Annotated in this window: 19 protein-coding genes; 9 read left to right on the top strand and 10 right to left on the bottom strand. The window is 70.7% G+C overall.

Translation table 11 applies throughout. From position 1 onward, the window contains the following. Positions 1 to 17: 17 nt before the first annotated feature. Complete coding sequence (locus ACTMTI_RS34855; RefSeq protein WP_441124923.1) at positions 18 to 1,769, top strand: glycoside hydrolase family 36 protein; 1,752 nt, start codon at positions 18 to 20, stop codon at positions 1,767 to 1,769. On the opposite strand, the gene ACTMTI_RS34850 is transcribed toward ACTMTI_RS34855, so the two are convergent. The 4 genes from ACTMTI_RS34850 to ACTMTI_RS34835 form a co-directional block, all read right to left on the bottom strand. After that, a complete protein-coding gene (locus tag ACTMTI_RS34850; RefSeq protein ID WP_441124922.1) occupies positions 1,746 to 3,335 on the bottom strand; it encodes a hypothetical protein in 1,590 nt (529 codons plus the stop codon). The genes ACTMTI_RS34855 and ACTMTI_RS34850 overlap by 24 nt on opposite strands. Continuing rightward, positions 3,332 to 4,555: a hypothetical protein gene (locus tag ACTMTI_RS34845; protein WP_441124921.1), complete on the bottom strand. Its 1,224-nt coding sequence runs from the start codon at positions 4,553 to 4,555 to the stop codon at positions 3,332 to 3,334. Before ACTMTI_RS34845 ends, ACTMTI_RS34850 begins: the two co-directional genes overlap by 4 nt. Further along, positions 4,552 to 4,887 (bottom strand): hypothetical protein, encoded by a 336-nt coding sequence (locus tag ACTMTI_RS34840; RefSeq protein WP_441124920.1) that lies wholly within the window; start codon positions 4,885 to 4,887, stop codon positions 4,552 to 4,554. Before ACTMTI_RS34840 ends, ACTMTI_RS34845 begins: the two co-directional genes overlap by 4 nt. 452 nt (positions 4,888 to 5,339) lie before the next feature. Then, positions 5,340 to 7,094: a glycoside hydrolase family 97 catalytic domain-containing protein gene (locus ACTMTI_RS34835; protein WP_441124919.1), complete on the bottom strand. Its 1,755-nt coding sequence runs from the start codon at positions 7,092 to 7,094 to the stop codon at positions 5,340 to 5,342. 179 nt (positions 7,095 to 7,273) lie between these two features. Here ACTMTI_RS34835 and ACTMTI_RS34830 point away from each other — a divergent pair, with 179 nt between their 5' ends. From ACTMTI_RS34830 to ACTMTI_RS34800, 7 genes are read left to right on the top strand one after another with little or no spacing between them, the layout of a single operon-like run. Continuing rightward, positions 7,274 to 8,581 (top strand): alpha-L-fucosidase, encoded by a 1,308-nt coding sequence (locus tag ACTMTI_RS34830; protein WP_441124918.1) that lies wholly within the window; start codon positions 7,274 to 7,276, stop codon positions 8,579 to 8,581. A gap of 19 nt (positions 8,582 to 8,600) precedes the next feature. Continuing rightward, complete coding sequence (locus tag ACTMTI_RS34825; RefSeq protein WP_441124917.1) at positions 8,601 to 10,022, top strand: ABC transporter substrate-binding protein; 1,422 nt, start codon at positions 8,601 to 8,603, stop codon at positions 10,020 to 10,022. Beyond that, positions 10,019 to 10,918: a carbohydrate ABC transporter permease gene (locus tag ACTMTI_RS34820; protein WP_441124916.1), complete on the top strand. Its 900-nt coding sequence runs from the start codon at positions 10,019 to 10,021 to the stop codon at positions 10,916 to 10,918. Before ACTMTI_RS34825 ends, ACTMTI_RS34820 begins: the two co-directional genes overlap by 4 nt. 9 nt (positions 10,919 to 10,927) lie before the next feature. Next, positions 10,928 to 11,830, top strand: a complete 903-nt coding sequence (locus ACTMTI_RS34815; RefSeq protein WP_441124915.1) for a carbohydrate ABC transporter permease — start codon at positions 10,928 to 10,930, stop codon at positions 11,828 to 11,830. Between the two features lie 3 nt (positions 11,831 to 11,833). After that, positions 11,834 to 12,808 (top strand): aldo/keto reductase, encoded by a 975-nt coding sequence (locus ACTMTI_RS34810; protein WP_441124914.1) that lies wholly within the window; start codon positions 11,834 to 11,836, stop codon positions 12,806 to 12,808. Further along, positions 12,801 to 13,097, top strand: coding sequence for an AraC family ligand binding domain-containing protein (locus ACTMTI_RS34805; protein WP_441124913.1), 297 nt, complete (start codon positions 12,801 to 12,803; stop codon positions 13,095 to 13,097). The genes ACTMTI_RS34810 and ACTMTI_RS34805 overlap by 8 nt, the downstream gene beginning before the upstream one ends. Continuing rightward, positions 13,094 to 13,972: an aldo/keto reductase gene (locus ACTMTI_RS34800; RefSeq protein ID WP_441124912.1), complete on the top strand. Its 879-nt coding sequence runs from the start codon at positions 13,094 to 13,096 to the stop codon at positions 13,970 to 13,972. Before ACTMTI_RS34805 ends, ACTMTI_RS34800 begins: the two co-directional genes overlap by 4 nt. 72 nt (positions 13,973 to 14,044) lie before the next feature. On the opposite strand, the gene ACTMTI_RS34795 is transcribed toward ACTMTI_RS34800, so the two are convergent. Beyond that, entirely contained in the window at positions 14,045 to 15,499 is a 1,455-nt protein-coding gene (locus ACTMTI_RS34795) for an N-acetylmuramoyl-L-alanine amidase (RefSeq protein WP_441124911.1), read from the bottom strand. A gap of 82 nt (positions 15,500 to 15,581) precedes the next feature. Further along, the gene (locus ACTMTI_RS34790; RefSeq protein ID WP_441124910.1) at positions 15,582 to 16,598 is read right to left on the bottom strand and encodes a M23 family metallopeptidase; all 1,017 of its coding nucleotides are present in this window, start codon (positions 16,596 to 16,598) and stop codon (positions 15,582 to 15,584) included. 197 nt (positions 16,599 to 16,795) lie between these two features. On the opposite strand from ACTMTI_RS34790, the gene ACTMTI_RS34785 reads away from it, so the two are divergent. Next, entirely contained in the window at positions 16,796 to 19,741 is a 2,946-nt protein-coding gene (locus ACTMTI_RS34785; RefSeq protein ID WP_441124909.1) for an AfsR/SARP family transcriptional regulator, read from the top strand. Between the two features lie 123 nt (positions 19,742 to 19,864). On the opposite strand, the gene ACTMTI_RS34780 is transcribed toward ACTMTI_RS34785, so the two are convergent. The 4 genes from ACTMTI_RS34780 to ACTMTI_RS34765 form a co-directional block, all read right to left on the bottom strand. Next, on the bottom strand, positions 19,865 to 21,007 hold the full coding sequence (locus ACTMTI_RS34780; RefSeq protein ID WP_441124908.1) for an MFS transporter: 1,143 nt from the start codon (positions 21,005 to 21,007) through the stop codon (positions 19,865 to 19,867). Positions 21,008 to 21,057: 50 nt separating this feature from the next. Beyond that, a complete protein-coding gene (locus tag ACTMTI_RS34775; protein ID WP_441124907.1) occupies positions 21,058 to 21,615 on the bottom strand; it encodes a Chromate resistance protein ChrB in 558 nt (185 codons plus the stop codon). Between the two features lie 88 nt (positions 21,616 to 21,703). After that, a complete protein-coding gene (gene kstD, locus ACTMTI_RS34770) occupies positions 21,704 to 23,488 on the bottom strand; it encodes a 3-oxosteroid 1-dehydrogenase (RefSeq protein ID WP_441124906.1) in 1,785 nt (594 codons plus the stop codon). Between the two features lie 166 nt (positions 23,489 to 23,654). Continuing rightward, entirely contained in the window at positions 23,655 to 24,191 is a 537-nt protein-coding gene (locus tag ACTMTI_RS34765; RefSeq protein WP_441124905.1) for a dihydrofolate reductase family protein, read from the bottom strand. Positions 24,192 to 24,309: the final 118 nt, after the last annotated feature.

Here is a 24,309-nt window from a genome sequence, read left to right as displayed (position 1 = left end):
ATGGGAAGGGAGCGACGGTGACTGCGGCCCCCGGTATCTGGCAGCCACATGATCAGGCGGGACGGCCGGAGGAGGTGCGGATCGCGGCGGCCGGGCTGGAGCTCACGTGCACGTCCGCGGCCGGGCTGTCCTGGACGGCCCAGGAAGAGACGCCAGGCGTCCTGGAGTTACGGGTCACCCCGGACCGGCCGGCCGACGTGCGGGTGGCCTGGCGGGTGCCGTGCGTGGACGCGACCGCCTTCTGGGCGGCCGACGGCGGCGAGCATCGCGGGCTGCCGCCTTTCTGGCGCCGGCCGCGCACGGCCGCGCTGGAGAAGAACGCGCCGGTCGGGTGCTTGGTCGGCACCGGAGACGTGGCCCTGTGCACGTTCGCGGCCGGCGAGGTCGTCAAGCCCGTGCGCACGCGGACCGGGGTGGTGGAGGAGACCGGCGAGTTCGGGTTCTGGGTGGAGCACGAGGCCGCGCCCGGCACCGGCCTGCTGCTGCGGATCGACCTGTCCCGCCGGCATTTCGCGACGACGCTGGCCGGCGTGGCGGACTGGTGGGGCACGCTGCACGGCCTGGGCCGCGACGTCCCCGACGTGGCGCGGATGCCCGCCTACTCCACCTGGTACGCCATGCAGCAGCACGTCGACGCGGCGAGCGTGGAGCGGCAGGCGGGCCCGGCGGCCGGGCTGGGCTGCCAGGCGATCATCGTGGACGACGGCTGGCACAGCGACGACCGGGGCCGCGGCTACGGGTACGTCGGCGAGTGGGAGCCCTCCCCCACCTCCTTCCCCGACATCGCCGGGCATGTGGCGAAGGTTCGCGGTGAAGGGCTCGCCTACCTGCTCTGGTACGCCCTGCCGTTCGTCGGCCGCCACACCACGCTCTGGGACCGCGTGCGGCCGTACACGCTGGCGTACAAGGAGCACATGAACGCCGCCATCGTGGACCCGCGCTACCCGCTCGTCCGGGACCTGCTGGCGGGCCACCTGGCGCGGGCGGTCACGGAATGGGGCATGGACGGCCTCAAGATCGACTTTATCGACCAGTTCGCCGTGGAGGACCCGCCGGAGCCGGGCCCCGAGGCCGACTGCGCCACGGTGAACGAGGGCGTGCGCAGACTCCTGGCCCAGTTGCCCAAGGACTGCCTGGTCGAGCTGCGGCAGCCGTACGTGAGCCCGGGCCTGTGGCCGTACGCCACCATGATCCGCGCCTCCGACTGCCCGCTCAGCCCGGCGCACAACCGCCAGCGCACCGTGGACCTGCGGCTGATCGCCGGGCCGCTGGCCGTGCACGCGGACATGCTGATGTGGCACCCGGACGAGAGCCCGCAGCGGGTCGCGACGCAGCTCATCAACGTGCTGTTCGCGGTGCCGCAGATCTCGGTCGACCTGACCGCGCAGACCCCCGCGCAGGCGGAGGCGCTGCGGTTCTGGCTGGCGTTCTTCCGGGAGCAGGCCGGCGTGCTGCAGCGCGGCGACTTCACGCCGGCCCGGCCGGACCTGGCCTACCCGCAGGTGACGGCCCGCTCCGGGGACACGGTGATCACCGCCAGGTACGCGCCGATGCCCGTGGCGGCCCCGGCCGCCGGCACGCTGTGGCTGGCCAACGGCGACGCCTCCACCGACGTGCTCCTGCAGGTCTCCCGCCCCGCCACGGCCCGCGCCACGGTCTTCGACTGCCGGGGCCGCACCGAGGGCGACGAGCTCGTGCGGCTGGCCCCCGGGCCGGTGGAGGTCACCGTGCCCGAGGGCGGGCTGCTACGACTGGAGACCACCGCGTAGCCGGTCCAGGAACTGGGCCTGGTAGAGCGAGGACGGGGCGAGTCCCGGCTGGTTGGCGCCCTCGATGTAGCCGGCCGGCTGCTGGAAGGGGCCGTCGCCGGTGACCGTGCCGTGGCAGCCGATCGCGTAGTTCTGCGCGGTCGGCGGCTTCTGCACGATCAGCCGGCTGGTGGACACGTCGCAGTTCCAGGCCACCGAGTGGGCGGCCGACCAGCCGTGCGAGGTGCCGTAGCGGCCCCGGTTGTACAGGCCGAGCGTGTAGTCGTAGTGCGGGTCCACGTCCTTGTGCCCGTCGAACAGCAGGCCCTGCGACCAGCGGCGGTGGCCCTCGCTGGAGTTGAGGGCGTATTCGGACGTGCCGTGCAGGAAGACGACGCCGGACACCGTGCTGTGGCCGTTGGAGACGAAGGCGTGCCTGGCCTTGTAGGCGTAGCAGTCGCGGAAGAGCACCTGCTGGGAGTAGACGTAGGTGTTGAAGTTGTAGCGCCTGCTGCCGGTCACGATGCTGACGGGGTCGATCGCCCGGCAGTTCTCGACGGTGGCGCGGGTGGTCTCCTGGGTGGCGACGCCGGCCTGGGTGAAGTGCAGCATGGTGCAGTCCCGCACCCACGAGTCCTCGGTGCGCAGCAGCACGATCGCGTTGTAGGCGTGGTCCTCGTCCTGCTCGGGGTCGCCGTGATACTCGATGTCCACGCGCAGCCGTTCCACACCGACCTGGGTGACGAGCCCGGCCCTGTCCCATGTGTAGAGGAAGGACGTGGCGTGTGCGCGGTTGAGGTGGTTGAAGACCGGCACATCGATCTTCACGACATTGCCTGAAATATCGCGTATGTAGCGGTTGTAGATGATGGGGTGCTCGCCGACCTTCCACGGCGGCCCCACGTCGTGACCGCCGTAGTCGATGGCCTTCAGCCACTCCTCGGTGCAGGGGTGGGTGATGACGATGTTGTTGCCGGGGCGCAGCGCCCCCGGGTTCGCCACCTCGAACTCACGCGCGCCCACCTGCACGAACCCGGTGGTGATCTCGGTACGGGTGCCCGCCACCTCGCCCGTCCAGCCGCCGCCCGCGACGCCGCCGGCCACGATCACGTCGCGGTTCTTCGGGTCGTTGCCGGTCGCCTTGATGATCGTGTTGGCCGCCGGGTCGTCGCCGTCGCCCACACCGCGCAACACCGTGCCGCTCGCCCGCACGTACAGGGTGCCCGCCACCGGATACACGCCGGGCAGCAGGAGCAGGGCGCCGCGCCGCTCGCGGGGCAGCGCGCCGATCGCGTCGAGCGCCGCCTGGATGTGGGCGGTGTTGTCGCCCGCCACCGGGCGGATGGTCCTGACCACCGGGACGTGCGGGATGGGCCGCTCGCCGTTGCGGTAGCCGGCGTGGCTGAAGTCGGGGACGCGGTTGCCCTCGGCGTCCTGCTCGTAGGCCAGCCGTCCGTGCCGGTCGTAACGCACGAGGCGGGACTGCCAGGTCGGCGTGGCGTTCGCGGGCCGCGCGCCGGCCGCCGCGGCCAGCGCCAGCGCGCCGCCCCCGGCCAGCAGGGCGCGCCTGCTGAAGTCGTTTCTCATGCGCCGATGACCACCTTGTCGAGCTCGGGCGAGCGAGCGGTGTGGCTGTAGAAGCGGATGGTGTTGACCCCGGCGACCAGGTTCACCGGCACGGTCGCGGTGGTCACCTCGTCCGCGGTGCCGGTCATCGGCACCTGGATCGCGTCGCCGCCGTTGACGCTGACCGAGAACGTCTGCGAGCCGTCCACGAGCGCGTGCACGGTCATCTGCCTGGTCCCGGTGGTCTCCGACAGCACGCCTCTGATCACGGCGTAGTCGTAGACGTTGCCGCCGATGAGGATCACCTTGCGCCCGCCGGAGCAGACGGCGCAGTAGGCGGGCTCGGCCGCGCCCTCCCAGATGTTGCCGGCCCGCTCGGCCTCATACGCTCCTGGGCCGCGGTCCGGCGGCGGGAGCTTCACCGGCGGCGTGGCCGGCCCGAGCTGCTCCGCCTTGAGGTCCTTGACCAGCAGGTACGTCTCCTGCAGCCCGGCGCTCCGGATGCTGCGGTAGATGCCCCACTTGGGCCGGTTGTACTGCTCCTTCGTCCACCACAGGTCGATGCCCTCGGCCTTCTGGTCGACGATCGTCCGCGACCCGTCCCGCAGCACCCAGCGCATGTAGCCGTCGTCGCCGGACTTGAACTCGATGGTGGTGCTGACCCATTTGTTCTGGATCGGCGCCAGGTCGGCCGTGGCGAAGTCGTGGGACTTGTTGTCCTCCAGCGTCCAGTAGCGGGCCGCGATCTTCGGCACGCCGTTCACCACCGGCAGCGAGACCTGCGCGACCGGGGTGCCGATGTCGGAGTTCTTGAGCTGCCAGATGTGCGTGAAGCTGGTGGTCGCGTCGAGGGTGTCGGGGATGTACATCTGGTACGTGATCCGCCAGGTCTCGTCCTTGCGGATCTCCAGCGGGCGGCCGTCGGCGGCCTTCATGCCGCGGACCTCGTTGCGCATGCGGTCGGAGCCGTCGCGGTCCTCCAGGTGCGCGTCGAACCGCCAGGCGTTGCCCTGGACGTAGACGTGCGGCTGGCCCTCGGGGTGCGAGCCGCGCCGATCGTCCTCCAGCGCCTCGAACGCGCCGACGCCGTCGCGCCACGGGCTCGGGTTCCACCGCGGCTCCCAGCGGGCCGCCCCGGCGGTGGGCTCGGCGGGCTCGGCCGCCTGGGCCGCCGGTGCGGTCTGCAGGATCAGCGCCATCGCCGCCAGGGCGCCCGCCAGCCGCGGGCCGTGCTTTCTCACTGAGTCGTCACCTTGTCGAGATCGGGCGCGCTGGCGCTGTCGTTGAAGGAGCGGGCGCTGCCGGCGCCCTGCTCGGCCTCTTGGGAGGAGGGGGCCTCGGCGCTGCCGGTGAGCTGGTGGGCCTGGAGATTCCTGATCAGGAGGTAGGTGTTCTGCAGGCCGGAGCTGTTGATGCTGCGGTAGATCCCCCACTTGGGGCGCAGGTACTCGTCGTCGCCCCGCCACAGGTCGGTGCCGTCCAGGCGCTTGTCCACCAGCGTGGTGGAGCCGTCCTTGAGCGTCCAGCGCAGGTAGCCGTTGTCGGCGGCCTTGAACTCGAAGGTGGTGTTCACCCACTTGCCCTGGATCGGGTTGAGGTTGGTGTTGCCGACCTCATGGGTCTGCTCGGCCTCGTCCCAGTAGCGGACGGAGAGAAAGCCTGCATAGTGTCGCTGGGTAATGCTACGGTTACGGCTGAGTGATGGGCGGGGTCGAAGGCACCGAGCGACCGGGAAACGGCTCCTGGCCCGATATCGACCGTCACTCCATCGCGGGCGGCATGCCGCCTGGGGCGCTGTCAACCGCCCGAACGCTACGGTCGTCCGGCATCCAGTCGGAAGTCTCGAGAGCAAGCCCCCTCTCCCCAGGCAGGGTGCAGTTGCCCTGAGCGATGTGCGTAAAGCTGCTGGTGGCTCCAGCGACAGGCTGGGGCTCCAGCGCAGGGTCCAGAATGCGGCCAAGGCTGGCACGTGCAGCAGCCATGAGGGTGAAAATGAGGCTGCTAGGACGCCGGGGTGGTTCTTCGTCATGAGATCTCTCTCCTGAAGTGGAGGGTGAACCCGCCGTTGGGGGCGACGGCGAGGTCGAGCTTGTCCCCCGCGGAGACGGTGACCGTCTCGGTGAGGATCCGGTCGCCCGGGGCGTCCCGGTAGATCTCGGCCGTCCACTCCCCGCGCGTTCCGTCGCCGAGGAAGCCGAGCGGCACGGTGAGCGTGCGGGCCTCGCCCGACACGCCGGCGCCGACGTACCATTCGCCGCCGCTCCTGCGAGCGAGCACGATGTGGTCGGCGGGGTCGCCGGACAGCAGCCGCGTCTCGTCCCACGCGGCGGGGACGGCCGACAGCAGCCGCAGCGCTTCAGGCCCGGCCTCGTAGGCCTCGATGGAGTCGGCGAAGTGCTGGATGCCGGATTCGAAGAGCACCGACAGGGCGAGCTCGAACCCGGCCGAGATGGCCCGCACCCCGGTGAACGTGCACGGCGTGAAGTCCATCGGCCCCTGCACGTTGCGGGTGAACGCGAGCGACAGGTAGTGGGTGGCCGGGTAGAGCGGCTCCTTGCCGGGTTTCGGCTTGATCCACTCGGCGCCCTTGACGGCCTCGGCGGTCATGAACTGCGGCCAGGTGCGCTCGGTGCCGCGCGGGATCGTGCCGCCGTGGAAGACGACCATGAGCTGGAGCCGGGCGGTGGCCGCGAGGATCGCGTCGAACCAGCGCATCCGGTCCTGGCCGTCGGACTCGGTGAAGTCGATCTTCACGCCGGCCGCGCCCCATTCCTTCCAGAGCGCGAGCTTCTCGCGGTGCTCCAGTTCGGTGTCGACGTGCTGCCAGTGCGACCAGAGCCAGACGCCGACGCCCCGGTCGCGGGCGTAGGCGATCAGCTCGGGCATCCACTCCTTGTTCCAGCCGGCGTCCGCCAGCAGGTACGGCCAGCCGTGGGCGGCGGCGAAGTCGACCCAGCGCTTCTGGGCGTCCAGGTCGCGGGTGGAGGGGCCGTCGGACCACCACGACCAGGCGGCGGCCCCCGGCTTGATCCACGAGGTGTCCTCCACGCGGGAGGGCGCGGCGAGGCTGGTGACCAGATCGCTCTCCACGATCGTGGCCAGGTCGCCGATGATCGTCGTGCGCCAGGGGGTGGTCAGCGGGCTGGCCGCGGTCACGTACGGGTCGGGCAGGTCGAGGCGGAAGGAGCGGCCGTCGAAGCGCAGGCGGGAGCCGGCGTAGCCGCTGTCCAGGTTCGACTCGGTGATCAGCAGCCAGGTGTCGCCGGTCTGGAAGAGCGACGGGTAGCCGTACAGGATGGGCTCGGCGGTCGCGACCGTGGCGTGCCGGTGGATCTCCTCGTAGTCGCAGCGGCCGTTCTCGTACGGGAGCAGGACCGCGCGGGCATCGGCCGGCACGACATATTCCGAAATTTCGTCTATCACGGTGACAGGCCCCGTCCACGGCACCACGTACCGGTACGCCACACCGTGCCCGCCGATGCGAACCTGCAGGTCGAGCCGGTGCCCGCCCTTGGTGAACGACAGCGTCCACTCCCTGGCCACGTACCGGTGCTCGCGCCGCTTGCCGGTCACCGTCTGGTAGGACTCCTCGACCCGCCGCTCGGACAGCCCGGCGAACTCCAGTCCCTCCCCCAGGTCCTCGTGCGCGGCGCGGAGGCCGAGCCGGGACGGCTCCACCACGACCCGATCGGCGTGCCGCAGTTCCAGCGTGAGCTCTCCCGTCGCGGAGAGGGCGAGCGCCGCCTCCAGGTCCCCGTCACTGAGCGTCCAGTTCGGCACTTGGCCCTCCAGGAGTCAAGAGATAGGAGGAGTCGATCTCGGCCCGCCGGCCGGGCAGCGCCACCGGGGCGACGGCCTCTCGAGCCGCACGGCTCCCCTCACAGTGGACTAGAGCCTAGGTTGAGCCCAGTTGCAATTCAATTCTTGACGAAGTTAATTAGCGGGTCTACGGTACGGCCATGCCTCACGGACATCCGCAAGACGAGCGCAGGCACCCGGCGATTCATCCGACCTCTCCATCCAGGCTGGCGGAGTTCCGTGAGCAGCGGTTCGGGTTGTTCGTGCACTGGGGCCTGTACGCGCTCGCCGCCCGCCACGAGTGGGTCAAGCAGCGCGAACGGCTCACCGACGAGCAGTACCAGCCCTACTTCGACCACTTCGACCCGGATCTGTTCGACCCGGACGCCTGGGCCGAGGCGGCGGCTGGGGCGGGGATGCGTTATCTGGTGCTGACCACCAAGCATCACGACGGATTCTGCCTGTGGGACTCGGCGCAGACCGATTACACCGTGGCGAACACGCCGTACGGCAAGGATCTCGTCGGCCCGATCGTCGAGGCGTTCCGCGGCCGCGGGCTCGGGGTGGGGTTCTACCACTCACTGATCGATTGGCACCACCCGCACTTCCCGATCGACGGCCTGCATCCGGCGTACAGCGAGGGCGTGAGCAACGCTGACCGAAATATCGAGATATACCAGTCCTATTTGCACAGCCAGGTCGAAGAGCTGCTTACCCGCTATGGCCGAATCGACACCATGTGGTTTGACTTCTCGTACTCGAAGAGGGTCAGAAACGGCCGGCTCACGCCCGGCGCCAAGGGTGCGGCGGACTGGCGCTCGCAGGAGCTGGCGGCCCTGGTCCGCAGGCTGCAGCCGGACTGCCTGATCAACGACCGCCTGGAGATCCCCGGCGACTTCAGCACGCCCGAGCAGTTCCAGCCACCCGCCCCGCCGGCCCAGGTCTGGGAGGCGTGCCAGACGCTCAACGGAAGCTGGGGCTACGACCGCGACAACCTCGACTACAAGCCCGTCGATCTGCTCGTGCGGATGCTGGTCGACACCGTCTCCAAGGACGGCAACCTGCTGCTCAACGTCGGCCCCGACGGGCGCGGCTCATTCGATCCCCGGGCGCTGGAGACCCTGCGCGGCATCGGGGAGTGGACGCGGCTGCACGGCCGCTCCATCTACGGCGCCGGGGCGAGCGCGTACGAGGCTCCCCTGGACTGCCGCTACACCCAGCGCGGCGACCGGCTCTACGTGCACATGTTCGCCTGGCCGTTCCGGCACCTGCACCTGCCGGGGCTGGCCGGGAAGGTGCGCTACGCGCAGCTGCTCAACGACGCCTCGCAGATCCGCACGCTGGTCCCCGACCCGGCCGTGGACAGCGGCCACACCAGGCTGGGCGCGCTGCCACCCGGCACCCTGACCCTGCAGCTCCCGGTGCGGCGCCCCGACGTGGCGGTGCCGGTGATCGAGCTCTTCCTGTGAAAGGCCCACCCCCATGGAGATGAACCGTCGGCAGATGCTGGCCCTGGCGGTGGCGGCCGCGGCCGTGCCCGCGTTGGCCGCCTGCGGCGACAGCCGCCAGCAGAAGCAGGCCGCGGCCCCGGTCAAGTCGGGCGCGCAAGTGATCGACCCGAACCGGCCCAGCAGCGACGACTGGCCGTTCGAGGAGGCCGAACAGCTCAACAACTCGCTGACCTGGCCGAAGACGGACGTGCCCGACCCGGCGTCCAAGGTCGTGATCACGCTGGCGTTCACCACGGACGCCGTCACCGAGGTACGCAACGCCCAGTTCGACTTCTTCTTCAAGAAGCGCCACCCGAACATCGAGATCAAGCGCGAGTCGGCGACGTTCGACCAGTTCCTGACCAAGTACATGGCGCAGGCCGCCGGCGGCACGCTGCCCGACGTGCTCTACAACCACTACTCCTGGACGCAGAACCTCATCGCCAACAAGGTCCTGCAGCCGCTGGACGACTTCATCGCCAAGACGCCCGAGTTCGACATGGACGACATCCCGCAGCGCGGGCTCGGCTACTTCAAGCGCGACGGCGGCCTGTACGGGCTGCCCACCGACATGGCGCCCAAGCTGCTCTTCTACAACAAGGACCTGTTCGACAAGGCCGGTCTGGAGTACCCGGACGAGAGCTGGACGTGGGACAAGCTCTTCGAGACGGCCAAGAAGATGACCAGCGGGTCGGGCGTGGAGAAGATCTACGGCATCTCGCCGATGCCGAAGCCGTCGCCGGACCTGAGCTCCGTGTACCTGATGCCGTACGGCGGGCGGTTCCTGGACGCGGCCGAGTCCAAGGTGATGATCAACGAGCCGAACGCCAGGGACGTCATGTCCCGCTGGCTGGACCTGCTGGTCAAGGACAAGGCGGTGCCGAGCCTCGCCGAGCTGCAGCTGCTGGAGAAGGTCGATCCGTTCAAGTCCGGGCACGCGGCCCTGTTCGTCAACGGCGCCTGGGTCATGTTGGAGCTGGCCAAGCAGAAGGCGTTCAAGTGGGGCGCCACGCAGGTGCCCAAGGGGCCGGAGGGCCGCACCACCCCGGCCGTCGGCAGCGCGCTGGTGATGCCCGCCTCGTCGCAGAACAAGGACGCCGCCTGGATCTACATGCACGAGTACCTGTCGGCCTCCGGCTACAAGTTCCGCCGGATCTCCGCGCCGGCCCGCCAGTCCGCGTGGGAGGACAACGCCAAGGCGCTCGGCATCCCGGTGGAGACGGCGGAGCTGGTCAAGAAGATCATGGCCGACTACGCCTCCGACGACGGCGTGCTGCGGCTGCCGGCCAACAAGAAGGTCGTCGACACCGCCTTGCCGGTCTGGGAGCGGGCGCAGCTCGGCAAGATCAGCCTGGACGACGCACTGAAGGAGATCGCCGACAAGGTCACACCGGTCCTGGCCGAGAACAAGATCGCATGACTGCCGTAAGCGCCGGCAACACCCTGGCCCGCCGCGAGGCCCGGCGTTTCCACCTGTTCGTCTCACCGTGGCTGATCGGGTTCGTGCTCTTCAGCGCGGGCCCGATCCTGGCCGCGGTGGTGCTCAGCTTCATGAAGTGGAACCTGCTCCAGCCGCCGACCTGGGTGGGCCTGGCCAACTACGAGCGCATGTTCACCGATCCCGAATTCTGGGAGTCGGTCGGCAACACCGTGGAGTACGGCCTGGGCGCGGTGACGCTCGGCGTGACGTTCACGTTCCTGCTGGCGCTGCTGCTCAACCAGCCGCTGCGGTTCCAGGGCCTGTTCCGCACCGTGATGTACCTGCCGTCGGTGGTGTCGGGCCTGGCAACGGCGCTGCTGTGGCTGAACATCCTGCACCCCGACTACGGGCTGATCAACAAGATGCTGGCCTCGTTCGGCATCCAGGGCCCCGGCTGGCTGGCCTCCCAGGAGTGGGCCATCCCCGGGCTGGTGCTGATGAGCGTGTGGGGCGCGGGCAACACGATCGTCATCTACCTGGCGGGCCTGCAGGGCATCCCGAAGACGCTCTACGAGGCGGCCGAGATCGACGGCGCCGGGTGGTGGCGCCGGTTCTGGAGCGTGACGGTGCCGATGATGTCGCCGGTCATCTTCTTCAACGTGGTGACCGGCTTCATCGCCGCGCTGCAGAGCTACGTGCTCATCCTGGTCATGACCGAAGGCGGCCCCGGCAACGCCACGATGGTGCTGGGTCTCTACATCTACCGGCACGCCTTCGTCTACTTCGACATGGGGTACGCGGCGACGCTGTCATGGGCCATGTTCGTGCTGGTCATCGCCGTGACCGCGATCCAGTTCAGCCTGGCCAGGCGCTGGGTGCACTACGAGTTCAAGTGAGGTACGCCGATGCTCGTCGAGACCGCGGCCAGGCCCGCGCGCACCAGGCCGGGCACGTCCCTGTCCGCGGAGCAGGCCGAGCGGATCAGGCGGATCCGGCGCTCCGGCGCCTACGTCCTGCTGATCGTCAGCTCGGCGGTGTTCCTGCTGCCGTTCCTGTGGATGCTGACGACCTCGCTGAAGTCCGACGCCGACAACCTGGCCTTCCCGCCGCAGTGGCTGCCCGACTCCTTCCACTTCGACAACTACGTCAAGGGCTGGACGGGCTCGTTGCCGTTCACGAGGTTCCTGCTGAACACCATCGTGATCACCGCGCTGTCCATGGCCGGCAACCTGATCTCCTGCGTGCTGCCCGCCTACGCCTTCGCCAGGATGCGGGCGCGGGCGGCCGGCATCATGTTCGGGGCTCTGATGGCGACTATGATGATCCCACGTGAGATCACCTTGGTGCCGAAGTTCATCATGTTCTCGGAGCTCGGCTGGGTGGACACCTATCTGCCGCTGGTCGTGCCGGAGTTCTTCGGCGTGGCCCTCTACATCTTCCTGTTGCGGCAGTTCTTCACCACGATCCCGCAGGAGCTCATCGACGCCGCCCGCATCGACGGCGCCTCGGAGCTGCGCATCCTGTGGAGCGTCATGCTGCCGCTGGCCAAGCCGGCCATCGCGGCGATCTGCCTGTTCTCCTTCGTCGGCAACTGGAACCAGTATCTGGAGAACTCCATCTACCTCCGGTCGATGGACAAGATCACCCTGGCTCAGGGCCTGGGCATGTTCAGCGGGCAGTATGTCACCCAGTACAACCAGATGATGGCAGTGTCGATCCTGTCCATGATGCCCATCCTCATCGTCTTTTTCCTGGCACAGAAAACGTTCATCCGGGGCGTCACGCTCACCGGAATCGCTGGAAGGTAAGTCTTGGATTACGACCGTCAGCCCTACAGAAGGTGTGGCCGCAGCGGCCTGCTGCTCCCCGCCGTGTCGCTGGGTCTCTGGCACAACTTCGGCGAGGGCAAGCCGCTCGACAGCCAGCGCGCGATCCTGCACAAGGCGCTCGACCTCGGCATCACCCACTTCGACATCGCCGACCGGTACGGCCCGCCCATCGGCGCGGCCGAGGCCGCGTTCGGCAGGATCTTCCCCGCGTCGCTGCGGGACGAGGCCGTGGTCACCACCAAGGGCAGCAACCCCATGTGGGACGGGCCCTATGGCAAGGGCAACTCGCGCAAGCACCTGCTGGCCACCCTCGACCGCTCGCTGGCCCGGCTCGGCCTCGACTACGTCGACATCTTCTACCTCCACCGCGACGACGCCGAGACGCCGCTGGAGGAGCAGGTCGCCACGCTCGACCACATAGTGCGCACCGGCCGCGCCCTCTACGTCGGGGTCTCCAACTTCTCCCCCGAGCGCACCGCGGAGGCCGCCCGGCTGCTGCGTGGGCTCGGCACGCCGCTCGTGGTCCACCAGCCGCAATACTCGCTGCTCAACCGGAGCATCGAGGAGTCGCTGCTGGGCGTGCTGGAGCGGGAGGGGGTCGGCTGCGTCGTCTACTCGCCGCTGGCGCAGGGGCTGCTGACCGACCGCTACCTCGACGGCATCCCCGCCGACTCGCGGGCCGCCGAAGGCCGCTTCCTGACCGCGGACCGGGTGACGCCGGAGGTGCTGACGTTCGTGCGGACGCTGGCCGAGCTCGCCGGGTCGCGGGGGCAGACGGTCGCGCAGCTCGCGCTCGCCTGGGCGCTGCGCGATCCGCGGATCACGTCGGTGCTGGTCGGCGCGTCCAGCCCGGAGCAGCTCGAGGCGAACGTGGCGGCCGTGGACCGGCTGGACTTCACCGGCGACGAGCTGGTGGCCATCGACCAGGCCGCCAAGGAAGCGGGCATTCATGCGTAGGAGCACGCTGGCGGAGATGGGAGCCGGGGTTTCGCTGCCCGGCTTCCGGGTGGAGTCGGGCGGGGTCTCGAGGCTCCAGCCCGGCGAGATCAGCCATGCGCGGGGCCCTCACACGCACGCGGACCCGGAGGTCTTCCTGATCCTGTCGGGCGCCGGAAAAGTCCACATAAATGGGAACATTTCACTATTTTCCGGGGGTGATGTGCTCATTGTGGAGCCCGGCGAGGACCACCATCTGGAGGCGGTCTCCGAGGTGGTCACCACCTGGCTGCACCTGGAGCCCGCATGACGCTGCCGCTCCCCCGCGTGGGGCTGGGCGGCGGGCCGCTGGGCAACTACCTGCACGCGATCTCGGACGCCCGGGCCGCGGAGGTGGTGGAGGCCGCCTGGGAGTCCGGCATCCGCTACTTCGACACCGCCCCCTTCTACGGGCTCGGCCTGTCGGAGCGGCGCATGGGCCGCGCGCTGCGCGAGCGTCCGCGGTCGGAGTTCATCCTGTCGAGCAAGGTCGGCCGGCTCGTACGCCCCGGACCCGGTGACGACGGCGGGTTCGCCGTGCCGGGCGACCACCACGTCGAGTGGGACTTCAGCCGCGACGGGGTGCTGCGCAGCGTCACGGAGTCCCTGGACCGGCTGGGCCTCGACCACGTGGACATCCTGTTCATCCACGACCCGGACCGCCATTGGCCGCAGGCGCTCGACGAGGCCTACGCGGCGCTGGCGGACCTGCGTGCCCAGGGGGTCGTGCGGGCCATCGGCGTGGGCATGAACCAGTCCCCCATGCTGGTGGACTTCGTCAAGCACACCGACCTGGATCTGCTGCTGGCCGCCAACCAGGTCACGCTGCTGCGCCGGACGGCCTTCGACGAGTTGCTCCCGCTCTGCCTGGATCGCGGCATCCCGATCATCGCGGCCAGCCTGCTGCACCGCGGGTGGCTGGCCGGCTCCCAGCCGCCGCCGGACGCGCCTGCCGAGGCGCACGCGCTCGCCGCGGCGTGCGCCCGGCACGGGGTCCCGCTACCGGCGGCGGCCCTGCAGTTCCCGTTGCGCCACCCGGCCGTGCACACCGTCCTCATCGGTGCCCACGACCCGTCCCACGTGGCTGTCAACCTGCAGGCTCTGGACCATCCCATCCCCGCTGCCCTGTGGGACGAGCTCGGCTGAGCGCCCCCGAGTGCTCAGCGCGCGAAGGCCCCCGGCGGGTTGCGGGCCGGGGGCTCAGCGGTGGTGCCGGGACTAGCCGCAGTGTTCGAGGGGGCTGTTGTAGGCCGACGTGCCGACCTTTCCGCCCCACTTGACGCACTTGTCGGCCGCGGAGGCACGTACCGGCCCCGCGTAATAATCGAAGTTGCCGCTGTCGGTGACGCGGGCCTTGCCCTCCACCTCCAGATAGGCACTGGTCGCCGTGGCCTTGCCGAGCGACGTCTTCTTGATCGTGGCCACGCAGTTGCTGCCGTTGGCCGAGTTGTACAGCAGGTGAACGGTGCCCGCCGTGCCGAGCGCCGCGGAGTCGATCACCTTGTAACCGCTGCCGCACACCGACTCGGGCGTGTGCGGGTTCGTGCCCCCGCCGCCGCCGCTCCCGCCGGTTACGTACTGCATGTACTTGGTCCAGTTCCAGTGCGGGCCGGGGTCGGTGTGGTCGGCGCCGGGGACGGCGTGGTGGCCGACGATGTGGGTGCGGTCCTTCGGAATGCCGTACCGGTCGGCGATGTTGCGGGTCAGCGCGGCCGAGGCCCGGTACATCGCGTCGGTGAACCACGTCGCGTTGTTCACGAAGCCCTCGTGCTCGATGCCGACCGACCGCCGGTTGTAGGAGCCCGCGTGGAAGGCCCTGTTCTTCTCCCTGACCATCTGCGTGATGGCGCCGTCCGCTGAGCGGATGACGTAGTGGGCGGAGGTCGGGTTCGCCCGCGGCCCGTTCTGGAACCAGGAGATCGTGCCCGCGTAGGAGCCCTGTGTCACGTGGATGACGATGCGGTCGATCTTGTCGCTGGTCGGGCGGTTGGAGACCGCGTAGTTGCTGCTGTGGGCAGCCACCCACCGGGCCCCGGCGTAGTCGGTGTTCGCCGCGAACGTGCTGGGCTCGTCCAGCTCCTTCGCCTTTTCGTAGGGGCCGCGCTCGGGCTCCACGGCGCGCGGCGGCACCGTGACGTCCTCGCCGCCGGGCGTGGTGGCGCTGATGCCCTTGGCCATCAGGTCGTAGACGGTGTCGGCGTACAGGCGGGCCACGTCCGGTGAGGACGCGTTGCCGTACTTGGCGATGGCCTGGTACCACTTGCCCGCGTCCTTGCGGGCGGCGGCGCTCAGCCCCAGGCCGTCGGCGTAGTCGCGGAGCACGGCGGCACCGCCGGTGATGTTGGCCGCGTCGTCGCTCTTCAGCGCCGAGACGGGCTGCTTCGTCAGCGTGGCCGCGCGTTCGAGCGTCTTCGTGGTGGGGTTGCTGACCAGGTGCATGACACCATAGCCACCGCTCGCGCTGGGTTCGCCGGCGTGCCCGTCCAGGTGGGTCTCGGCGTAGGCGAGCGACACCAGCAGGTCGCGGGGCACCTCGTACGTGGTGGCGGCGCGGGCGAACGCGTCGGTCATGGGATCGGCGGAGGCGTTCGCGGCGGGCTGTCCCATGAGAAGCGAGAGGGGGATCAGCGCGCCGGTCAGAAGCGCGGCCGAGCGACGCAATCGGGCGTGCACAGGTTTCTCCTCAGGAAGTTCGGGGTTGGCACGAATGGAGCGGCCGCCGTACACGGAGGAAAGACGGCGGCCGCTCCCGCTTTTAGCCGCAGTGCTCGAGGGGGCTGTTGTAGGCCGACGTGCCGACCTTTCCGCCCCACTTGACGCACTTGTCGGCCGCGGAGGCACGCACCGGCCCCGCGAAGTAGGTGAAGTTGCCGCTGTCGGTGACGCGGGCCTTGCCCTCCACCTCCAGATAGGCACTGGTCGCCGTGGCCTTGCCGAGCGACGTCTTCTTGATCGTGGCCACGCAGTTGCTGCCGTTGGCCGAGTTGTACAGCAGGTGAACGGTGCCCGCCGTGCCGAGCGCCGCGGAGTCGATCACCTTGTAACCGCTGCCGCACACCGACTGGGGCGTGTGCGGGTTCGTGCCCCCGCCGCCGCCGCTGCCGCACTTGTTCCTGGAGGTCAGCGTCTGGTTCGGGTAGCCGAAGGTGGCGCCGTTGAAGGTCGCCTTGCGGATGTTGCCGGGATAGCCCTCGCCCTGGCGCACCTCGTAGTGCAGGTGCGGGCTGATGTTGTTGCCCGGCTTGCTGGTCTTGCCCAGCGTGCCGATCTTCTGGCCCTGGGAGACACGGGCGCCGGCGCTGACGGAACGCGCGTTCAGATGCGCGTAGAACGTCGTCCAGCCGCCTCCGTGGTCGATCTTGACCAGGTTCCCGTAGCCGTTCGTGGAGCCCTGGTGGGCCGAGATGACCACGGTGCCGGCCGCGGCGGCGACGACGGTGTCACCGAGGTCGGCGCTCGCCGTGCTGCCCCGGTTGAAGTCGATCTCCCATGCCCGGTGGGCACTGCTGTTGCTGGAGTTGCCCGTCCAGCTCTGGCCGCAGGGGAAGGGCAGCTGGAAGCTCGGGGCCGCGAGGGTCGTCGCCAGCGGGACGTCGACGGTGTTGGGCGGGTCGTTGTTGTCCCCGGTCGGACTCGACGTGGGAGCAGGCGTCGGCGTGGCCGCCGTGGCCGCGGGCTGTGCGGCCACGATCGGGCCGGCCATCGCGGCCTGGCCCGACACGAGCCCGGCAAGCAGGGCGAACCCCACCGTAAGCACCCCTCTGGGTCTCATACGGATCCTTTCTGCACGCACCAAGAAACAAGCGCACGCATGGTCTGTTGGATCTCTGGAAGCGCTATTGCTGCGGACCAAGATTGGGCGTACGACCTACAAAGAACATCCAAAATCGGTATAAAGGCTCAGCCGGCTTGAACGATAAGCCTGACAAATCGCTGCAACGCCTCCACTGAGGAGTAGGTGCGTTCATAGTGGTTGACCAGCCTAATTTCGGTGTTCTTGGCCCTTTACAGGTTCGGACGCCGAACCAGACCCTGCGCATCGCCGGCAGGAAGCCCCGGCTCCTGCTGGCCTCGCTGTTACTCGAGGCCGGTCACGTGGTCAGCGCGGACCTGCTCATCGAGGTGCTGTGGCCGGCGAACCCGCCGTCGTCCGCGCTGGCCAACGTGCGCACGTACGTGAGCTCCCTGCGCGGCGCCCTGGTCGCGGCCGGGGCTCAGATCGTGGCCCAGCCCTCCGGGTACGCGGTGGAGCTGCCGGCGGAGCAGCTCGACCTGCTGCTGTTCGAGGACCTGGTGGGCAGGGCACGGGCGGCGGGACGTACCCAGGAGGGCTTCGAACTGCTGCGCAGGGCGCTGGCGTTGTGGCGCGGCGACCCCCTGAGCGACCTGCCCGCCAGCCCGCTGTGGGACGGGCGGCTGCGCTCGCTCGGCCTGGCGCGGCTCGGCGCGGCCGAGGAGCTGGTGGCGATGCGGATGGCGCGCGAGGAGTACACCGCCGCCATCGACGACCTGCGCGGGCTGATCGGCGAGCACCCCTACCGGGAGGATCTGTGGCGGCAGCTGATCGTCGCCCTGCACCGCAGCGGCAGGCGGGCCGAGGCGCTGCACGAGTACACGACGGTACGGCGGCAGCTCGTCGACGAATTGGGCATCGAGCCGGGGCAGGACCTGCGTGACGTGCACGCGGCCGTGCTGGCCGACGACGCCCCGCCGCCGCACGCCGGACCCACCCCTGCCCCGGAGGCCGGTACGCCGGCGACGGCCGCCGGGATCGTTCCAGCCCCGGGCGTGAGCGCGCCCGCGCCACACCAGTTGCCGGCCGACGTGCCCGACTTCACCGGCCGGGACGACGCGGTCGCGGCACTGACGCGGGCGCTGTCGCCGCGCGACCGGCGGCCGGACGGGCCGCCGTCGATCGCCGTGGTGGTGGGACCGCCGGGGGTGGGCAAGTCGGCGCTGGCGGTGCACTGCGCGCACGCCGTGCGGGCCGACTATCCCGAGGGGCAGCTCCACCTGTGCCTCGGCGGCACCGAGCCCTCCCCCGCCGATCCCGCCGACCTGCTGGCCGAGGCGCTGCGCGCGCTCGGGGTCGGCGAGGCGGCCCTGCCCGCCTCGGTGCACGAGCGGGCCACGCTGTACCGGTCGTTGCTGGCCGAGCGGCCCATGCTCGTCTTTCTCGACGACGCGGCCGACGCCGCGCAGGTACGGGCCCTGCTGCCCGGCAACGGTTGCGCGGTGCTCGTGACGAGCCGGCGGCGCATCACCGAGCTGCCCGGCGCGTTGCTGCTCGAACTGGACGTGCTGTCACCGGTGGAGGCCGAGGAGCTGCTGAGCCGGATCGTGGGCGCCGAGCGGCTGAGCCGGGAGCGGGAGGCCGCCCAGGCGATCCTGCATTCGTGCGGGTACCTGCCGCTGGCCATCAGGATCGCGGGAGCGCGCCTGGCCGGGCGGCCCGGCTGGTCGCTGCAGGTGCTCCAGCAGCGGCTGGCCGACGAGGCGAGCAGGCTCGACGAGCTGCGCGCCGGCGACCTCGAGGTACGCGGCTCGTTCGACCTCAGCTACCGGGGGCTGCCCGGCGACGCGGCCCGGACGTTCCGCGCGCTGGGCCTGCTCGGCCCGGCGTCCGTGCCCGGCTGGGTGGCCGACGCCGTGCTGGACCGGCATCGTGCCGACGCCGTCGTGGACACCCTGGTGGACGTCAACCTCCTGCGCCTGATCGGCACCGACCCCATCGGCCAGCCCCGCTACCTGCTGCACGACCTGATCCGCTGCACCGCCAGGGAGAAGGCCGGCGGCCCGGCGGAGCGGCATGCGCTCACGCGCGTGCTCGGAGGCTGGATGACCGCCGCCGAGCACGCCACGTCCCGGCTGCCGACCACGCTGTTCAGCACGACGTCGGAGACGGCGCCCCGGTGGAGCCTGGAGCGGGAGACGCTCGGCCGCCTGACCGCCGACCCGATGTCGTGGTTCGAGGCCGAGCGGGAGTCCCTGGTGGAGGCGGTACGGCTGGCCGCCCACACCGGGCTGACGCAGTCGGCGTGGGGGCTCGCCGCGACCCTCGTACCGTATTTCGACCTGCACTGCCGCTTCGACGAGTGGCAGCTCACCCACCGCATCGCGCTCGACAGCGCCCGCGCGGCCGGGGACCGGCGCGGCGAGGCGGCCATGCTGCGCGGTCTTGGCCAGGTGTGCCTCTACCAGGATCGCTACGCCGAGGCCGAGGAGATGATCCGGCGAGCCCGCGTGATCTTCCGCGAGCTGGGCGACACGCGGGGCGAGGCGATCTCGATCTGCGGGCTGGGGGCGGTCAACCAGTTCTCCGGCCGGCACTTCCGGGCGCTCGGGTATTTCCGGCACGCTCTGGCCATGTTCCTCGCGGTGAGCGACACGAGCGGGGAGGCGTACGCGCGGCAGGCGATCGGGCGGGTGCACCTGTCCATGCAGGACCTCGGCCAGGCCTCCAGGTGGCTCGGGGAGGCGCTGCGACTGGCCGGGGAGCTCGGCGACGCCCACCGGGAGGGATGCGTGTCCATGCAGCTGGGCCGCCTGCACGACCTGGTGGCGGACTCGGACGAGGCGATGCGCCTCCAGGGGCGGGCGCTGGAGATCTTCGAGTCGCTCGGCGACCGGCACTGCGGCGCGTACGCCATGCACAACCTGGGCGGGCTGCAGGTGGCGCGGGGCGATCGGGTGTACGGGACCGACCAGTTGCAGCGGTCTCTGGTGATCTTCCAGCAGCTCGGGGATCGCAGCGGGGCGGCGGACTCGTTCCAGACGCTCGGGGAGCTGTATCGTTCCTCCGGGCGTGCCGCTCTGGCCTCCCATTACTTCCACCGTGCGGTGGAGCTGCGGCGCGAGCTCCGCGAGAACGCGCACCCGCACGCCGCGGCCGCACCCTCCGCGAGCGTCGGCTGACCGTCTCCTCCGTCCGCGGAGCCGGAACGCGGGGCACCGATTGGCCCGTCGCGGCGCGCGCCGCCTCGGAAGCACACCGAGCCACGGCGGCGCGCATCGCCCCGGCCCGGAGACCCGTCGCGTTCAGCTCCGGAGGCGGAGGGCGAGGCGCGTGGTCAGCATGGCGGCGGGGGCGAGCATGAGCAGGAGGGCCAGGGCGGCGAAGCCGTGGGCGAGGGTGGCCGCGGTGGCGATGCCGGCGACCAGCAGCGGGCCGCCCGCGTCGCCCAGCTCGCGGCCGAGCTCGGCGGCCCCCATGGTCTGCCCGAGCCGTTCCTGGGGAGTGGCCGCGGCCAGGGCCGCGAAGCCGAGAGGGGTGATCAGGCCCGTGCCCGCCCCGATCAGCACCGCCGACGCCAGCACGCCCGCGAGCCCCGGCAGCATGGCGCAGGCCAGCCCGGCGGCGGTGACCACGAGGCCGGCAGCCAGCCCGGAAGGGGCGGTGATCCGGCCGGTGTCCAGGGCGCGTCCGGCGAACGGTTGGACGACCGCGGCGCAGGCGGCCAGGACCGACACGGCAGCACCGGTGGCGACCGGGCCCAGACCGGCTGCGGCGCCGGAAACCGGGAGGAAGCCGACACCGACCGACAGCGCGGCGGTGGCGGCGGCCAGCGCGGCGGTCGGCTGCCAGAAGGACCGTTCGGCCAGGCGGCGCGCGAGGTCCAGCACGGTCTGCCGGGTCCTGGGCAGCGGCGGCACGTGCGGCACCGCCAGCGCGGCCCACACCGCGACGGCCACCGCCAGCACCGCCATCACCGCGAACAGCAGCCGCAGCCCGCCGGCCCACACCAGCACACCACCGAGCAGCGGGCCCAGGGTGTAGCCGATGCTCTTGTAGAAGCCATAGCCGCCGAACGCGCGGCCGTGCTTCGCCGCCGGGTTGAGCCGGGCGACCAGGGCGGAGGCCGACGGGGAGAACGCGGAGGCGGCCGCTCCCTGCCCGAGGCGGGCCGCCCAGAGCCAGCCCGGGCTGTCGGCGAGCGCGTACAGGGCCGAGGCGCAGGCGAAGGCCACCAGCCCGCCGAGGAGCACGGGGCGGGCGCCGATCCGGTCGGCCAGGGTGCCGAAGAGCGGCTTGAGCAGCACTTCGGCGCCGTCGTACAGCGCCAGCAGCCCGCCCAGGACCAGGAGCGACGTGACGGCGTCCGCCGAGAGGCCGCCGAGGCTGGCCGCGACGCCGTGCGCCCCGAACGCGGTGGTGAACCCGGCCGCGTACAACGGCCACATCCGCCCCCTCGACGCCACCTGCTCAGGCCCTGGGGCGCGCGACGCGGTCATCAGGGGCCCGCCGGTGACTGGTGGAGGGCGGCGAAGACGCGTTCGGCGTAGTCCTCGCAGGCCGCCGTACATTCCGCCAGCCGTTTGGCCGCCTGCTCCGCAGACGGGGTGCCGAACACGTCGCGGGCCGTCAGCGCGCGGTGCCAGCGCCGCAGCCGCTCCAGCGACTGCTCCTCCTCTTCCAGCTCCGCCAGCGTGAACTTGGCCTGGCGGATCTCCTTGGCCAGCTCTTCCTCGTACTTGTCGCAGTCGGCGAGGAACTCCGACCAGTCGTCCTGGCGGGCGGCGGCGAACATGGCCTGCAGGCGCGCGGCGTCGGCGGGCGTGCGACCGGCCGCGTCCAGCACCACCACCTCGCCCCCTGCCGTCCCGGCCAGCTCCGCCACGCGGGACAGCCCGTCGGCGAAGACGGGGACGTCGGGCACCGTCCAGGTGCCCTGCCCCAGGGACACCGCCCCGAGCCGGCGCAACTCCCGCCACACCGCGACCCGATGACGGGAGGGACCGGCGGGCAGCCGCACGAGCAGCACCACCCACCGCACCACTTCATTCGTCACATTCGTGAATGTAGCAGTTGTTACACCCACCTGGACAGGGCGTCGGCGACGGTGCGGCCGTCCTCGTGCACGACCGCGTCGTCGCCTGTCATGGGGAGTCGGCGATGTGGTTGGCGGCGACGTACCCGAAGGTCATGGCGGGGCCGAGAGTCGAGCCGGCGCCGGCGTAGCTGTGGCCCATGACGGCGGCGCTGGCGTTGCCGGCGGCGTACAGGCCGGGGATGACCGAGCCGTCGGAGCGCAGCACGCGCGCCCGCGCGTCGGTGAGCATGCCGCCCTTGGTCCCGAGATCCCCAGGAACGATCTTGAACGCGTAGAACGGCGGCAGCCACAGGGGCGCCAGGCAGGGGTTCGGTTTGACGTACGGGTCGGCGTAGTAACGGTCGTAGGCGCTGTCGCCACGATGGAAGTCGAGGTCCTTGCCCGCGACCGCGAACTCGTTGAACCGGGTGACCGTGCCGCGCAGCGCCGCCTGGGGCACGCCGATGAGCTGTGCCAGTTGCTCGACGGTCCACGCCTTGTGCGCGGCGCCGCTGTCGTACCAGGAGGCGGGCAGCGGCAGCAGGGGGGCGACGTCCTTGAACAGATAGCGATTGCGGTACTGCTGGTCGACGATCAGCCAGGCGGGGATGTGCGGCGCGGCCGGGGTGTTGCGGTCGTACATGACGTGGACGACGTCGCTGTACGGGGCGCCCTCGTTGACGAAGCGCACGCCGTTGCCGTTGACCAGGATGCAGCCGGGCAGGGTGCGCTCGGCCAGGCAGAAGTACGGCTCGCCAGGCAGCGGGATGGCGGGCCCCCACCAGGCGTCGTCCATGAGCCCCAGGGCCGCCCCGGCGCGCTCGCCGGCCTCGATGCCGTCGCCGGTGTTCTCCCTGGCGCCGACGGTCCAGCTCGTGCCGATGGGCTGGCGCTGGAACTCGGCGCGCATGGCCGCGCTGCGCTCGAACCCGCCCGACCCGACGATGACGCCACGGGTGGCCTTGACCAGCGTCTCGGCGCCGTTCCTCGACACCACGACGCCCTTCGCGCGGCCGCCCTCCAGGTGCAGGTCGAGCAGCGGGCTCTCCAGCCACACCGGCACGCCGGCCGAGAGCAGCCCGGCGCGCAGGCCGCCGGCCAGGGCCTGGCCCATGGTCAGCGGCTTCTCGCCGCGCAGCGCGGCCTCGGTGCCCCTCAGCAGGCATGCGGCGGCGACCTCCGTCCCCTTCGGGTTGACCGCGCTGAGCGTCAGCCACTTGTAGTCGGCGCTGAAGACGACCATGCCGGCGGGGGTCGGGATGTACGCGGGGTTCAGCCTGGCCAGCTCCGCGCCGAGGACCCTGCCGTCGAGCTGGCCGGGCTCGATGGAGCGGCCGTTCGGCATCCCGCCGGGGAGCTCCGGATAGTAGTCGGCGTAGCCCTCCATGAAGCGGAACCGCAGCGGGCTGTTCCGCATCACGAACGAGAGCATGGCCGGGCCGGCGGCGAGGAAGGCCCGCTGCCGCTCGATCGGCACCGTGTCACCGACCACGCGGGCGAGGTAGGCGGCGGCCTTGGCGGGCGTGTCCGGCACGCCGGCGGCGAGGATGACCTCGTTGTTCGGGATCCAGATGCCCGCGCCGGAGCGGGCGGCCGACCCGCCGAACGTCGGCGCCTTCTCGACCACGAGGGTACGCAGCCCGCGCTTGGCCGCGGTCAGCGCCGCGGTCATCCCGGCGGCTCCGGCGCCGACCACCACGACGTCGTACTCGACCTCGGCCCGGGCGGGGACGCGGCCCAGCGCCGCGCCGGTCACCAGCGCGCCGCCGGCGACGGCGGCCCCGCGCAGCAGCGCGCGCCTACTGCGCCCTTCGGCGGTCAGACTGTCCCGGTTCTGCGTCGCATCGGCCATGGCGCGTGCATCCCTTCAGGTTGTGGGGCGTGCGGGGCGGCGATGCGGTCCATGAGGCGCTGGACGCGGGCCGTGATCGCCAATCGCAGAATCACACCACACCATGATCGAAACAAGCGCTTGGGTAAAGAATGTCATCGCCCCGCTCCGGCACGCGATGCCGATGTCACTTCAGGCCATACGTGTTGACGACGATGCCGGACTTGAACCGGGTCGTTTCGAGCAGGTCCAGGTGGGTGAGGTCCAGGCCGTCGAGGAGCCGGTCGCCGCCGCCGGCGACGCAGGGGAACGTCCAGAAGTGGAACTCGTCGATCAGCCGGTTACTGATCAGCGTGCGGTCGAGCTCCCCGGTCCCGAACTTCAGGATGGCCTCGCCCGGCTGCCGCTTGAGCTCGGCCACCGCGGTGGCGACGTCCCCCTGGAGCAGGGTGCCGTTCCAGGCGCCGGCCTCCTTCAGCGTGGTGGAGGCGACGTATTTCGGCATGCTGTTGATCCGGTCGGTGTAGGCGTCGCCCGACCGCGTGGGCCAGACCTCGGCGAAGCTCTGGTAGGTCACGCGCCCCAGAAGCAGCGCGTCGGAAGAGACCAGCAGCTTGCCGGCGTAGTCGCTGTGCTCCGCGTCCCAGTACGGCGAGCACCACTCCTGCGGAGAGCTGATGACGCCGTCCACGGTGACGAACGTCGACTCGATGATCTTTCTCATGGCCGGGTCCCCTCAGGTCGCTTGCGCTTTTCCGACTTGCAGGCTCAGCCTGGCCGAGCGCGCTTACCGATTTCTGCTCATGCGCTTAAGGTCGCGCCGTCAGGGCGTCCCGGCAGGT

It is taken from the genome of Nonomuraea sp. H19 (assembly GCF_052068215.1).
In the GTDB taxonomy this organism is placed as follows: Bacteria; Actinomycetota; Actinomycetes; order Streptosporangiales; family Streptosporangiaceae; genus Nonomuraea.
This window is presented reverse-complemented; position numbering and strand designations above follow the sequence as displayed.